At 40.2% G+C, this 14642-nt stretch carries 12 protein-coding genes and 3 tRNA genes; 8 read left to right on the plus strand and 7 right to left on the minus strand.

Features of this window, described 5'->3' with window-relative positions; translation table 11 throughout:
* Nucleotides 1-77 precede the first annotated feature (77 nt).
* The 6 genes from C1721_RS07550 to C1721_RS07575 all read right to left on the minus strand — a co-directional run bounded on the left by C1721_RS07550 (nucleotide 78) and on the right by C1721_RS07575 (nucleotide 5367).
* Nucleotides 78-1850, minus strand: coding sequence for a gamma-glutamyl-gamma-aminobutyrate hydrolase family protein (locus C1721_RS07550; protein WP_102407821.1), 1773 nt, complete (start codon nucleotides 1848-1850; stop codon nucleotides 78-80).
* Between the two features lie 83 nt (nucleotides 1851-1933).
* Nucleotides 1934-3889, minus strand: coding sequence for a DNA topoisomerase (ATP-hydrolyzing) subunit B (gyrB, locus tag C1721_RS07555; RefSeq protein ID WP_102409320.1), 1956 nt, complete (start codon nucleotides 3887-3889; stop codon nucleotides 1934-1936).
* Nucleotides 3890-4334: 445 nt separating this feature from the next.
* Nucleotides 4335-4406 (minus strand) — tRNA-Glu (locus C1721_RS07560).
* A gap of 66 nt (nucleotides 4407-4472) precedes the next feature.
* Nucleotides 4473-4730 (minus strand): 30S ribosomal protein S20, encoded by a 258-nt coding sequence (gene rpsT / locus C1721_RS07565; RefSeq protein WP_102407822.1) that lies wholly within the window; start codon nucleotides 4728-4730, stop codon nucleotides 4473-4475.
* 43 nt (nucleotides 4731-4773) lie between these two features.
* Nucleotides 4774-4845 (minus strand) — tRNA-Glu (locus tag C1721_RS07570).
* A 132-nt stretch (nucleotides 4846-4977) separates the two neighbouring features.
* Nucleotides 4978-5367: a DUF2721 domain-containing protein gene (locus tag C1721_RS07575; RefSeq protein ID WP_102407823.1), complete on the minus strand. Its 390-nt coding sequence runs from the start codon at nucleotides 5365-5367 to the stop codon at nucleotides 4978-4980.
* Nucleotides 5368-5453: 86 nt separating this feature from the next.
* On the opposite strand from C1721_RS07575, the gene recO reads away from it, so the two are divergent.
* The 6 genes from recO to C1721_RS07605 all read left to right on the plus strand — a co-directional run bounded on the left by recO (nucleotide 5454) and on the right by C1721_RS07605 (nucleotide 11140).
* Nucleotides 5454-6179, plus strand: a complete 726-nt coding sequence (recO, locus tag C1721_RS07580) for a DNA repair protein RecO (RefSeq protein ID WP_102407824.1) — start codon at nucleotides 5454-5456, stop codon at nucleotides 6177-6179.
* A gap of 68 nt (nucleotides 6180-6247) precedes the next feature.
* Nucleotides 6248-6319, plus strand: a tRNA-Arg gene (locus C1721_RS07585).
* Between the two features lie 261 nt (nucleotides 6320-6580).
* Nucleotides 6581-7747: a 6-bladed beta-propeller gene (locus C1721_RS07590; protein ID WP_102409321.1), complete on the plus strand. Its 1167-nt coding sequence runs from the start codon at nucleotides 6581-6583 to the stop codon at nucleotides 7745-7747.
* 6 nt (nucleotides 7748-7753) lie between these two features.
* Entirely contained in the window at nucleotides 7754-8167 is a 414-nt protein-coding gene (locus C1721_RS07595) for an ATP-binding protein (protein ID WP_102407825.1), read from the plus strand.
* Nucleotides 8168-8170: 3 nt separating this feature from the next.
* Nucleotides 8171-8482, plus strand: a complete 312-nt coding sequence (locus C1721_RS07600; protein WP_227472078.1) for an STAS domain-containing protein — start codon at nucleotides 8171-8173, stop codon at nucleotides 8480-8482.
* A gap of 210 nt (nucleotides 8483-8692) precedes the next feature.
* On the plus strand, nucleotides 8693-11140 hold the full coding sequence (locus tag C1721_RS07605) for an ABC transporter permease (RefSeq protein WP_102407826.1): 2448 nt from the start codon (nucleotides 8693-8695) through the stop codon (nucleotides 11138-11140).
* A 91-nt stretch (nucleotides 11141-11231) separates the two neighbouring features.
* Here the strand turns inward: C1721_RS07605 and C1721_RS07610 are convergent, their stop codons facing one another.
* Nucleotides 11232-12176, minus strand: a complete 945-nt coding sequence (locus tag C1721_RS07610) for a FimB/Mfa2 family fimbrial subunit (protein ID WP_102407827.1) — start codon at nucleotides 12174-12176, stop codon at nucleotides 11232-11234.
* Between the two features lie 149 nt (nucleotides 12177-12325).
* Here C1721_RS07610 and C1721_RS07615 point away from each other — a divergent pair, with 149 nt between their 5' ends.
* On the plus strand, nucleotides 12326-13480 hold the full coding sequence (locus tag C1721_RS07615) for a Gfo/Idh/MocA family protein (RefSeq protein WP_102407828.1): 1155 nt from the start codon (nucleotides 12326-12328) through the stop codon (nucleotides 13478-13480).
* 33 nt (nucleotides 13481-13513) lie between these two features.
* Nucleotides 13514-14515 carry a metallophosphoesterase family protein gene (locus C1721_RS07620; protein WP_102407829.1) on the plus strand — a complete coding sequence of 334 codons (1002 nt, stop codon included), beginning with the start codon at nucleotides 13514-13516 and terminating at the stop codon, nucleotides 14513-14515.
* Nucleotides 14516-14642 lie beyond the last annotated feature (127 nt).

Below are 14642 nucleotides of genomic sequence, written 5' to 3' on the forward strand. Positions count from 1 at the left end.
TCTAACTTCGGTTTATAGTGTATAATTCTCTTTTGTTTTATATTCTCTTTTCTTCTCATCTCATCACATCACTTTAATCAGTCTCGGGCCGATTGCACTTTATTCATAACACGTAGCAGATTGCCGCCCCATATCTTCCGGATATCTTTTTCTTTATACCCTTGTTCCAGAAGTTTCACGGTGATATTAATCAGCTCGTTGGCGGCACGGCAACCTATCAATTCACCGTCTCCGTCAAAATCGGAACCGATACCCACAAAATCTGCTCCTACCAGATCAACAATATGATTGATATGCCGGATAGCATCATCCAGAGATGCTTTTTCGGCATCTTCATTGATGAATCCTTTGTATAAACAAACTTGTACAACGCCCTGTTTTTCCGCAATGGCTTTTATCTGGTCGTCTGTCAGGTTTCGGGGGTGGTTACATAAAGCTCGGGCGGAAGAGTGGGATGCGATGATCGGATATCGGCTTGTTTCAAGTGCGTCATAAAACGTTTTCTCCGAAGCATGTGAAACATCTACCATAATGCCGAGGCGGTTCATTTCGTGAATTACTTCTTTGCCGAAAGGACTTAAGCCGTTCCATTCGTTATTGCCACGGGCGGAATCACAAATGTCATTGTCTCCGTTATGACATAAGGTGATATATACGACACCCTGTTCCTGGAAACGGGCTATATTTTGGAGATCTTTACCTATGGCATATCCGTTTTCCACTCCCAGCATGATCGCCTTCTTTCCTGCAGCTTTCAGCACGTGCACCTCTTGTGGCGTATAAGCAATGCACATACGCTTGCGGTTTAATTCCATTTGCCGGTGTATCTCTGCAATTCGGTTCATGGCAAAATCGGTAGCTTTCTGTAAGGAGGCATCATCTCTCGCCCCTTGCGGGATATAGGCTACCATAATGGCGGCATCTATCCGGCCTTCTTCCATAAGTGGCAGATTTACTTTTCCTCCTTCTTTTATGCCGAGGTTAAATTCTTTAGGGAAAATCATTGGCGTATCCGTGTGCGAATCGATAGTGACGTTCCTTTCATGAATCCTTTTAGCCTGATTGAATTTGAGGGCATTGTTTACAAAATGCTCGAATAGACCTTGCATTTGTTTGTCTCCATTAGCGGCCATTGCTTCCGGATGCCATTGTACGCTGAAAACAGCTTTCTGTAAATGTTCCATCCCCTCGTTAATTCCATCGGGAGCAACAGCAGTGGCAATAAATTCCGGCGCCAAATCTTTTATCGCTTGATGATGGAAAGAGTTGACCAGTATCTTGTCGTCGCCGTTAAAGATATGGCTTAAACGGTTTTTTCCACTAAGTATGGATACGGAATGGGAGGCAAATTCGCGGGCCATAGATTGGCTGTGCTTTATCAACGGATGGTCTGTCTGCGAGTGAATATCCTGATAAATACTACCCCCGAATGCTATATTCATAAGTTGGTGCCCGCGGCAAATGCCCATAACAGGCAATTGATAATTCATTGCAAGGCGGAGCAGAATCAAATCATATTCGTCACGAAGTGTGTCTACATCTTGTAGCTGAGGTATAGGCTCTTCAAGCAAATAGAGCGGATTGATGTCTCCACCACCGCTCATCAGTAATCCGTCCAGTTCGTAAACAATAGAGGACAATGCGTTAATATCCGTAATTACCGGAACTATAACCGGAGCGCCTCCGGCCTTTACGACAGATTCGGCGTATGTCTCGGCAATACAAGACAGTCCGTCTTTCCGGTTTGCAGATATACCTATTCGGGGAGGTCGGGGGCCATCCTGCGATGCCGGAATAAAATTATCAACTTCCTTGAATAAACTCTCTAAATTCGGATGGCGGACTTCCATAGAAAATAAATTTTTTAGTTGCTAATAAGCCAATATGCCAATTCAAACTGGCATATTGGCTTATTGATAATTCGGCCTGTTATTTACGCATCAATATTTGCATACGTAGCATTCTCTTCGATAAATTCGCGGCGCGGACCTACGTCTTCACCCATCAACATGGAGAATATCTGGTCTGCTTCGGCTGCGCTATCTATCGTAATTTGCTTCAATGTCCGGTTTTCGGGGTTCATGGTTGTATCCCATAGCTGGTGATCATTCATTTCTCCCAAACCTTTATACCGCTGCGTGTGAATCTGGTTTTCGTTACCGTTGCCATATTTGTCGATAAAGACCTGGCGTTGTTGCTCTGTCCAGCAATATTCTTCTACCTTACCTTTTTTACACAGGTAAAGAGGTGGAGTTGCCAAATAAACGTAACCGTTTTCTATCAGCGCACGCATACGGCGGAAGAAGAACGTAAGAATCAAGGTGGCAATGTGGCTTCCATCCACATCGGCATCGGTCATGATAATAACCTTATGATAGCGTATCTTATCCATATTCAAGGCTTTCGGATCATCTTCCGTTCCTATGGTAACGCCCATAGCCCGGAAAATATTTTGAATTTCTTCGCTCTCGAATATTTTGTGATCCATTGCCTTTTCTACGTTCAATATTTTACCACGAAGCGGAAGGATAGCCTGGAAATTACGGTCGCGTCCTTGTTTTGCCGTACCCCCTGCGGAATCTCCCTCGACAAGGAACAACTCACATTCGGCTGCGTCTTTCGATGAGCAGTCTGCCAACTTACCCGGCAGTCCGCCACCTGTCATTGGAGACTTACGCTGAACCAACTCACGTGCTTTACGTGCGGCCTGACGGGCCTGTGCAGCCAGGATAACCTTGTCTACAATTATTTTGGCTTCTTTCGGATGTTCTTCCAGATAGTAACCAAGTGCTTCGCCGATAGCCTGGTCTACTGCGCCGGTAACTTCACTGTTACCCAGTTTCGTTTTTGTTTGTCCTTCAAACTGCGGTTCAGCCACCTTGATGGAAATAACGGCGGTAAGCCCTTCGCGGAAGTCATCCCCCTGGATTTCTACTTTCGCCTTTTCCAGCAATTTGGAGTCTTCCGCATATTTTTTTAGCGTACGTGTCAAACCACGGCGGAAACCGGCAAGGTGCGTACCGCCCTCAATGGTGTTGATGTCGTTTACGTAAGAAAATACGCTTTCGTTGTATGAGGTGTTGTAAGTCATTGCTACTTCAACAGGTATTCCCTGTTTTTCGGTTACAATGTGGATTACATCCTGAATCAGCTTTTCTTTGGAGCGGTCGATGTAACGGACAAATTCTTTCAATCCTTCATCGGAATGGAACGTTTCGGATTTGTAAGTTCCATCTTCTTTCTTTACGCGTTTATCCGTCAGATGCAGTGTGATACCTGCATTCAGGAAAGCAAGTTCGCGTAAGCGAGTGGCTAAAATGTCGTATTTGTATTCGGTAACGGTAAAAATACTTCCGTCCGGTTTAAAGGAGATTGTTGTACCGGTTGTTTCGGCATCTCCGATAGTGTCTACATTGTGCAATGGTTTTCCGCATGAGAACTCTTGCATGTAAATTTTCCCGTTTCTGCGGACTTCCGCTTTCAGGTATGTGGAAAGAGCATTCACACAAGATACGCCTACCCCGTGTAAACCGCCTGATACTTTGTAAGTACCTTTGTCAAATTTACCTCCGGCATGTAATACGGTCAGTACTACTTCCAGGGCTGATTTTCCTTCTTTTTCGTGCATATCCACAGGGATACCACGTCCGTCGTCGGTAACGGTGATAGAATTATCTTCATTGATTATTACATCGATATTGGAGCAGTAACCGGCTAGTGCTTCATCGATAGAGTTGTCTACAACTTCGTATACTAAGTGATGCAAGCCTTTTTCACTGGTATCACCAATGTACATGGACGGTCTTTTCCGTACAGCTTCTAACCCTTCAAGTACTTGAATACTGTCTGCTGAATATTCGTTAGCAGTATTCTTCATTTCTTCACTCATGAATTTATGTTGTTTTAATCGGTAATTATCTGTTGCTAAAAAGCTAACAAATATACGAAAAATAATTGAGATTGGAGCTTGCATGAACGTGAAAAATGCTGTATGCCGTGTTGAATTTTCTCAAATCCGGTATTTCTCTTTCTCGGTTTAGAAAACCCTATTTGTATTTATTATATATAATATTTATTTTAATATATAGGGCTGTACGAAGGTGCGCCGGGCTTCTGTTTTGTAACCGGCGTGTAGGCCTGATGTGTGAATGGATTTGGGGGGCCGGATTTATGTCGCGATCCCCGCCACTTTAAAAATTGTAAGGAAGGGGAGAAAAGGATATATCTTTTGAACTTAAAAGTCCCGTCTTAACATTTCAAAAGAGCAGACCTTTGAAGTGTTAAGACGGGACTTTTACTTTCAAAAGAATGCTCTTTTGAGAGCTTAGTCCGGGTAGCCCGTGGGGGAATCGAACCCCCCTTTCAAGAATGAAAATCTTGCGTCCTAACCGATAGACGAACGGGCCGGGAAGTTTAAAAAAGCCGGGCTTTTCAGAGTCCGGCTTCATACTTTATGTAAAGTAATTTACCTTTTACTTAGCAAGGTTGTTGACATGTTTTGCCAACTTAGACTTCAGGTTGCCTGCCTTATTCTTGTGAATAATGTTCTTTTTGGCAAGCTTGTCTAGCATTGAACAAACTTTTGGGAATAAAGCTTGGGCTTCATTCTTGTCTTCTGTAGCACGCAAAACTCTCATTGCATTTCTTGCAGTCTTTGCATAATATCTATTGTGCAAACGTTTTGCATTAGTTTGTCTGATTCTCTTGATAGATGACTTATGATTTGCCATTTCTTAGATATCCTCTCTATTTAATCTTTAATTTTGTTTATTGTAGCCCGTGGGGGAATCGAACCCCCCTTTCAAGAATGAAAATCTTGCGTCCTAACCGATAGACGAACGGGCCATATAGTCAAAGCTCTCACTTTTAGCACTCTGGAAGTGCTGTTTTTCTGATTGCGAGTGCAAAGATAGATCATCTATGGAAACTACCAAAACATTTCGAGGGAAAAATTAAAAGAAGTATTTGTTTTAACTTCTATTTAGAACCTATATCCTCCAAATGAATCTCCAAAGCTTTTACGGAAATATTTATTTCCCAGATACATACGCATAATGATGCGGCTAAAAGCAGTAGGGCGATACCGAATATCCATGCTGCTATCAATTGCCACGATATATAAATGAAGAACATGGAGATAACGCATAATAATAAACTGAGAATGCCTAGAATTTGCATGGAACGTGTCAGATACAAGCGTTTTCTTAAATTTGCGATTTGGGCATAGTCTTTCGGATCATGTGTTTGCAGATGTTTTTCTTTTAGATTACGAACCACGCTTGCGTACGACAGGAACCGGTTGGTGTAAGCCAATAGTATTAAAGATATGGCAGAAAACAAAAGAGAAGGGGTTGTAAGGTCCAACATAATGCTTAATTCTTTTTAGTATAACTGATTATATATGTAAATAGTTCGTTGTTTTTGTATCTTTGTGGCTGTAAAGATATGAATTTATGCTGAGTAAGACACGTGGAATCGTATTGCATTCCATTGCATATAACGATAAATACTCCATTATATATATGTACACGGAGGCTTTTGGCAGAGCTTCTTATCTGGTAGCGCGTAACCGGGGAAAGAAGACGGCTGTATCCAAAGCTCTTTTTATGCCGCTTTCTGTTTTGGAGATGGAGGTGGAGCATTTAAATAAGCGGGACTTGCACCGTATCAAAGAAACAAAATTATGTTATCCTTTAACTGAATTGTTTTGCAATCCGGTAAAAAATGTGTTGGCTCTTTTTCTGGCCGAGGTTCTTTTCAGGGTAGTAAAAGAGACGGAACCGGATGCGCGTTTGTTCGGGTTTCTTTATGAATCGATTCATTTGCTGGAATATGCAGAGGAGGGGATTGCCAATTTCCATTTGGTTTTCTTGCTTCGTTTGTTGTCTTGCCTGGGGATTTATCCGAATGCGGATTCTCATAAAGCGGGTTATTATTTTGATATGATGAATGGTGTATTCTGCGATACGGTTCCTGTGCACCGTCATTATCTCGATAAAGAAGAAAGCCTGGTGTTTGCCCGTCTGCTGAAGATGAGCTTTGAAAATATGTCTCTATATTCTTTTTCCCGCCAGGATCGCGTCCGTATTATCAACCGTATTTTCGAGTATTATCGTTTGCATTTGCCGGAATTTCCAGAGATAAAATCTTTTTCCGTGCTACAAAGTCTCTTCGATTAGGCACTTTGCAATCTTATTACTTGCCAGTTTAAGGAAAAGATTATACTTTTGCCCCACCTCTTAGAGATGGTCTTGTAGTTCAATGGATAGAATAGAAGTTTCCTAAACTTTAGATCCGGGTTCGATTCCCGGCGAGACTACTTATTATATCTACCTCTCTTTTTTTATCTTTGCTTTTGAGTCTATAAATTCGCATAAACCAATCTGCTTGAAAGGAGTGTGGCTATACTATTAATAAACGATAATGAGATTCAACACTTTATTAAGCGGATATTATGTATGAATAAGTTTTATTGATTATATTGCAGGCAATATTTATTTTCTTGACATTTTTGAAAAGAAATGACTGGGGAGAGATGTTTTTCGGGGATGTAGAATGTCATAAATTAAAATGTATATTTATGAAAGGGATAAAGATTCTTGTATTATTACTTGTAACAACTATATTGTTTGGGTGTGTAAAAGAGAGTAAACAGGCAAGCATTATTACAATAGATGTTTCTGCCAATCATTCCTCAAAAGAATTAATTCTTCAAGATTTTATGGACGTAGAATATATTCCATTGGAAACGAATGACGATTTCCTCACTCAAGGTAATGTAATGGATATAGGCAACAAATATATATTAGTGAAAAATTGGGCTAATGACGGAAATATCTTTGTTTTTGATAGAAAAACCGGTAAAGGGATAAGAAAAATAAATAGAAAAGGACAAGGTGCCGAAGAATATAATTTCATCAACAGTATTATTCTGGATGAAGGCAACAATGAAATATTTGTCAACTGTTCTGTAACGAAAAAGATATACGTATATGATTTGTCGGGCAATTTCAAACGGAGCTTCAACTATACGGAAGGCTCTGAATATTTAGACATATTCAATTATGATAGAAACAATCTGATTGGCTATGACATGTCCATATATTATAAGGAAGGGCAACAGAGAGACAAAAACAAATCCTATCATGCGGTCCTATCAAAACAGGATGGTAGTATCACCCGGAATATCTACATCCCATTTGATATAGTCAAAGCTCCGTATGTAAGAAAAGGAGATGGAGTTGCAGTGGCTTCCGTGCGTCCAATAATTCCGAACCAGGGACAATGGCTGCTTGCCGAAACATCGTCTGATACGATATACAGTTATGTGCCGGAAGAAAATGAATTAACCCCATTCCTTATAAAAACACCTACTCAAGATCCTGAAATACTTCTTACGATAGGGGCAGCTACAGACCGCTATTATTTCATACATACCATAAAGAAAGTATTTGATTTCACTACCGGAAGAGGTTTTTTTATTACTGATTTAATGTACGACAGACTGGAAAGTGCTGTTTTTGAAGCTAACGTGTTCAATAGTGATTTTGTAAAAAAACAAAGTGTGGATATGATTTCATACCCTGTAAATAATAATGGAATTGCAGCCATTCAGACATTGGCTGCTTCTCAGATTGTTGAGGCATATAAAAATGACGGATTGAAAGGCAAGCTGCAAGAAATAGCCGCAGGATTAGATGAGGAATCAAATCCGGTGGTCATGCTGATGGAATATAAAAGGAGGTAGCTATATATGCAAAAAGCATTGTCTATTAAAAATGATATAAAGGAACTGAACCGGATGAACCTGTTTCTAGAGGAAGTTGGAAAGGATTTTCATTTGGAATCTTCCTTTTTAGTGAAATTGAATCTGGTATTGGAGGAAGCAGTGTCTAATATTATTTTTTATGCGTATAAGCCTGGTGAAGTTGATCGTCCGATAGATATTATATTGTCATATACCGATTTGCTGGCTGTTAAGCTTGTGGATAAAGGGAAACCTTTTGATCCGACGAAACGGGCGAATCCTGATATAACATTATCTTTAGAAGAACGTCCGATTGGAGGATTGGGGATCTTTTTAATTAAACAGATAATGGATGAAGTTACTTACAAGAGAGAGAACGGACAAAATATTTTAATCATGAAAAAAAGAATAAAAGTATAATATATGAATGATAATATGAAAGTAACAATTACAGAAGGGCCGGAAGTGATAATAACTATTTCCGGCAGACTGGATACAAATAGCAGTGCGGATTTTGAAAAAACAATTGAACCTATCCTTTCCGGAACTGCTTTGAAGGTAAAAATGAATTGTACCGACTTGAAATATGTAAGTAGTTCCGGATTAAGATTGTTCCTTTTATTGCAGAAAAAACTTTCTCATCGGAACGGAACGTTGCGTTTGTGCGGTTTGAGTGCTGATGTAAGAGAAGTATTTGATGTTACAGGCTTTTCTGCATTGTTCTTGATTGAATAATAAAAAGATTATAAATGTACGCCGTCATGCTGAATTTGAAGCATAAAGTGTCTAATTTCTTTACACTACTATCAAATAATTAGACACTCTTGAATGTGGTTTGTGTTATTAATCTATTGATAGTTAGTTGTTTGTATGTTTTGGCATGCTTTTTGATTATTTATATTATATAGTTGTAACTATTTATAGGTGAGACTAAATTAATTAAATATGCAAACCACATTCAAAAATTTACTTTACGTCCTTACGCGTTATAAGTTGGCAACAGCCACTAATCTTTTAGGGTTGAGTTTTGCTTTTGTGTTGTTTATTCTGATTTGGATACATGTAAACCATGAATATAGTTTTGATACATCCATACCTGATAGAGAGCGGATTTTTCAACTTGAGAATATGCGTAATGATGGGATATGGGAAGCCAACTTCTCTCGTCCCCAGCTTGAACGTTTTATTGCGGCCTCACCCGGTATAGAAGCTGCAGCAGTTACAAATAATCTGGTTTATTCTTCTGTCCGTTTAGGGGTTTCTACCAGCAGAGATGTTGATGGAAAGAGCTATATGGAACAAGTGGAACGAATAACGGTGGGATATACAAAAGTGTTTGGTTTTGAGATGGTAACCGGAAACACGGATTGCCTGACACATCCGGATGGTATATTGATATCGGAAAGTATGGCCCGGAAATTTTTCGGTGAGGATAATCCGGTTGGTAAACCTCTTTATTTTTCGGAATTTGGAAGCACTGAGGCCACAGATATATATGGACTCCATTTTGAACCGGTATATATAGTTGGCGGGGTTTATCGTGATTTTCCGGAAAACACCCGTTTGAAAAATGCGTTATATCTTCCAATCATGGAAAATGAAATGATGGAAGACTGGAATACCGGTCCATATTATTGTTACCTGTTGATGTCGTCTCCGGAAACCGTTTCGGCTATGGTTAATCAATATGTGACTGATAGTAAGGAATTTCTTAAAAATTTTGCGATTGAAGATATTCGTCTCAGACCTTTGACTGATCTTTATTTTGGTCAGCAGGTACGCGCAGACGCCGCCCCTGTAGGTGATAAATTGAGGACGAATATGTTGTTTTTTATTGCAATTCTGATTATAGGTATTGCGATGGTTAATTATATAAATCTCTCAATCGCATTGGCTCCCATACGTACCAAGTCGATTACCGTTCAAAAAGTATTGGGTAGTTCGGATATGACGCTTCGGAAATATCTTGTGCTGGAGTCTTTGGTAATAACAGTATTGGCTTTTTGTATAGCTCTACTTTTTGTCTTTCTTTTAAGTGATATACAATGGGTTGCAGATATGTTAGGACATCAGTTGGATTTATTCTCCAACTGGAAGATTTTAGCAAAGACTTTATTTATTGTGCTAGTATGTGGTATCCTGGCCGGAATATATCCAGCTTTTTATATAACGTCTTTCCCTCCGGTGATGGCTCTGAATAAATCTTTCACTCTTAGCGATAGAGCGAAAAATACCCGGAAATTGCTGATAGGATTCCAGTTTGTTATTTCAATTACGTTGGTGGTCGGTTCGCTGTTCATTTTTTTGCAAAATAAATATATAGGAAATGTTGATTTGGGATTTGACAAAGACCATATCATGGAAGTAAGATTAAGTGTAGGAGCTGCGTTGAATAAGAGTGAATTGTTTAAAGCCCGTCTTTTGGAGAATCCCGATATCAGTGGGGTTGCCTTTAGTGAGTTTAAATTTGTTTCGGATGAGTCCCGCTCCTTCATTGGATATAATTACGAAGGACAACATTCATATATGAGTTGGCTGGGAGTTTCTTCTCATTTCCCTGAGTTAATGAATATGAAGATGATTGCCGGTCGATATTTCCGCCCGTCGGATGAGGCGCCGGATAATAACCAGCCTGTATGTATTTTAAGCGAAAGTGCGGCAAGAGATATTGTATCTCATTTTACTTCCGGCGAAATAAATGATCTTTCGGATATAGTAGGAACAAACATCTTGGATAATAATGCTCCGGTACAAATCGTAGGTATTTTTGAAGATGTTCACTATGAATCGCTGTATAAAAAAATGCGTCCGCTGGGACTTTGGGTATCGGCGGAGAACCATTATCGCCGTACAGTGCCGGAAAGATATTCGTATGTGAAAATTGCCGGCGGAGATCCACGCGCAGCAATCGAACACATCCGTAAAGTAGCGGAAGAATTAATACCGGGATATCCGGTGGATATCCATTTTTTTGATTCTGTATTAGATGAGCTTTACTATAAAAGTCAGAAACAGGGAGCATTGGTTACCGTTCTATGTCTTCTAGCGGTGTTTTTATCGATGGTCGGAGTATTCGGACTGGTTATCTTTGAGTTGCAAGGCCGGGAAAAAGAGATTGCTGTACGCAAAATCTTTGGCTCTACGGTTCGACAGATTCTTTGGATGTTAAACTCGTCTTTTCTTCGGATTACACTTGTTTGTTTTGTCATTTCAATTCCTATTGCTTATTATGGCGTAAATGTATGGTTGCAAAGTTTTGCTTATAAAACACCTGTCTATTTGTGGGTATTTGTCGTGGCATTGCTGATCATCACTTTACTTACGTCATTGACAGTTACATTTCAGAGCTATCGTGCGGCTACCGCAAATCCGGCTTCCAAGTTGGGTCATTGATATTAACATACTTATGCTAACCGTACCCAAGAATGCGTTAAGAATCGCAAGCTTGGGTACGGTCTTACCGGTTGATCCTGTTTTAAGGTATTTATTCTACCGGAATATCTTCTGTAGGGTCATCCCATGCGCCTTCCCCGGCGATAATTAATGTGAATGTTTCATCTACATTTTTAGGAGAATAAAGTTTTCCTTTATATCGGATAATTTTGTTTTCAATAGGAGTAATATTGTTTATTTCCCTTTGCTGAATAACCGATCCGTCGGTATCTACAGCAATTAATATAGCAGATAATGTTTCGTTGCCGGAAGGAATCAACGAGTAGAAACTATGTGTTGGAGCTGGTTGTTCTTTTTCTTCTGCGACGAATGAATAAGGTATGCTGAATGAATTTATATGTTCTGTACTTTTTCCTGTAAATAAATCTACTTTGCTAAAATAAGGCTTTACCGTTATGTCTAAACTTTTTATGTTTGACGGAACGGCTTCTTCCGAAACAAATTCGATCCGGCTGACTATACGTTTTAGTTCTATTTCGTCCCTTACTGTTTCATTTCCATTTATCGGTAATATAGTGCAAGCATGAAATGTATCGGATACTTTATCAAAACAAATTGTATGGTCCGACAAGGTTGCTGTGGCTGATGAATGGGCCAGAAAGGCAATCTTATAATTTCCTGCCGGGAGAGAGTCGTAGACAATGCCGAAATCTTCATCTGTCGGAATAAATTGTTTGTGATGGATAAGTTTCTCAGGACTTTCCGTATTGTCGTAAACAACGTACTCAATTCGGTTGAATAACATTTCTTCCGGAGTCTCCGTATCGTCTCCGGGCGAACTTTCCTTTAGGACAGGTTCCGGTATTGAAAATGCAGGGATACTGCGTTTTTCGGGGAATGGAAGAATCTCTTTTTTTAATTGTACGGAGAACTGAACCGGATACATTTTGTCTGCCGTGTTTTGTTTTGTATCCATAGATTGGCAACCAGCCAAGCAGAGAATGCCGGCTAAAGCCAGCAACGCTTTCTTTTTCATAGTTGGTGTATGATTAAATTAGTAATGGCTGCAAAGGACGTATTTATTTTTTAATTTAGAAAATATTAAGTTCATCAAATTGATAAACGTTAATTATTTGTATAGCTTTGTCCAACCACATAGGTGTTTTATCGAGGAAAATTAATGCCATGAATCGAAAACTGAAAATGGGAATGATAGGCGGCGGCGAAGGTTCTTTTATCGGAGCTGTTCATCGTATGGCTGCCAATTTAGACGGACAGATCGAACTGGTCTGCGGGTGTTTTAGTTCTGATCCGGAGAATTCAAAACGTACCGGTCTTTCTTTATTCTTGCCTGAACACCGGATTTACAATACATATAAAGAAATGATAGAAAAAGAGTCGTCTTTCCCGGAAGGTGAGCGGATGGATTTTGTTTCTATCGTTACGCCTAACCATCTCCATTTTGAACCGGCTACATTTGCCTTGGAACATGGTTTTCATGTGGTATTGGATAAACCGCTGACTTACACGTTGGGCGAAGCATATTCATTATGGAAAAAAGTAAAAAGTTCAGGTAAATTATTTGCTTTAACGCATACATACACAGGTTATCCGATGGTAAAAGAAGCCCGCTTGCGGGTACAGCGGGGGGATATCGGAAAGATACGCCGTATTTATGTCCAGTATACGCAAGGGTGGTTGTATGATGATTGTGCTGGTACAAATAAACAAGCTTCATGGCGGGTAGATCCTAAACGTTCGGGGAAAGCCGGTTGTATGGGCGATATTGGTACGCATGCGTTTAATCTGGCTGAATATATAACGGGTTTGAAGGCGGTTGAAGTATGTGCCGAACTGAATACTTTTGTTCCCGGACGTTTGCTGGATGATGATGGCGCCGCGTTTATCCGTTATGAAGGAGGTGCGCGTGGTGTACTGACTGCCACACAAATAGCAACCGGAGTGGAAAATGATTTAAGTATCCGTATCTATGGTGAAAAAGGCGGATTGGAGTGGAAACAGGAAGAACCGAATACAATGATTCTCCGTTTTCCCGGACGACCGGCGGAGATAATACGAACGTCTAACAGTTATATGTCGCCTGTTGCTGCTTACAATTCCCGTGTACCCGGCGGACATCCCGAAGGTTATCTGGAGGCGTTTGCTAATATTTACCGGAACTTTGCACAAGCATTACGAGCTACGCAGAATGGAGAAGAGCCTGAACCTGAAAGCCTGGATTTTCCTTCTATTGAAGAAGGTGTTCGTGGTATGCAATTTGTTGAAACAATTGTGGTAGCCAGTGCAGATGATAGGAAATGGGTGAAAATGATAGATTGAACATTATTACAAATTTAATAAAATAATTAGGACATGGATTTAAGAAAAGTGATGCTGTTGGGCGCATGTTGCCTGGCATCGGCAATTTGTTCTCTGGGGTTTGCCCAGAAGCCGGAACTAAAGTTCAATAAGGACAAAAAGTTTAAGATTGTGCAATTTACGGATTTGCATGTGGTATGGCAGGATAAACGTTCGGATGTGGCTTTTGAACGAATGAATCAGGTTTTAGACGAAGAGAAGCCTGATTTGGTTATTTTTACCGGTGATATAATTTATAGTAAACCTGCTGACCGGAATTTGCGGAATGTGCTGAAAACGGTGTCCGATCGCAAAATACCTTTTGCTTTTACTTTTGGCAATCACGACCATGAGCAAGGCATGACAAATGATGAATTGTTTGCTGCAGTTGCAGATATGCCTTATAATATCACAGTAGATGAGGTTCCTGAATTATCCGGTACCGGAAATTGCGCGTTGCCTGTTAAAGCTTCTAATAGCAATAAAACTGCTGCTGTTTTGTATTGTATCGATTCCCATGCCTATTCCCAACTGAAAGATGTAGAGGGATATGATTATATTAAATATGACCAGATTAATTGGTACTTGGATCGAAGCGCAGGCTTTACAAAAGAAAATGGTGGCGAGCCGCTTCCGGCTTTGGCATTTTTCCATATCGCTTTGCCGGAATATGCACAGGCTGCTTCGGATATGTCGGCTTGTTTGTATGGCATTCGCAAAGAGGTGGTTTGTTGCTCTCCATTGAACTCGGGTCTTTTTACGGCTATGAAACAAAGCAAAGATGTGATGGGCATATTCGTAGGGCATGACCATGATGATGATTATGCTGTTTACTGGAAAGGTATCCTTTTGGCTTACGGACGTTTTACGGGTGGTAATACAGAGTATAATCATGTCCCGAACGGAGCTCGTGTGATAGAAATGAAAGAAGGTGAGCGCTCATTCCGTTCGTGGATTCGTACGAAGGCTGGCGTAGAACAGGAAACGACCTTCCCGGATGACTTTGTAAGGAAGTAATCCGGTATTTCACGTTTTTCTATAACATCCCGATCATTTTTCCAAATCATCCCGATGATTTGGAAAAATGATCGGGATGTTTTGTTTATGTCATCGAGAGAACCTTTCTGTCAACTTTAAACAAAAA

Origin of the sequence: Parabacteroides bouchesdurhonensis (assembly GCF_900186615.1) — a bacterium.
Taxonomy (GTDB): Bacteria; Bacteroidota; Bacteroidia; order Bacteroidales; family Tannerellaceae; genus Parabacteroides; species Parabacteroides bouchesdurhonensis.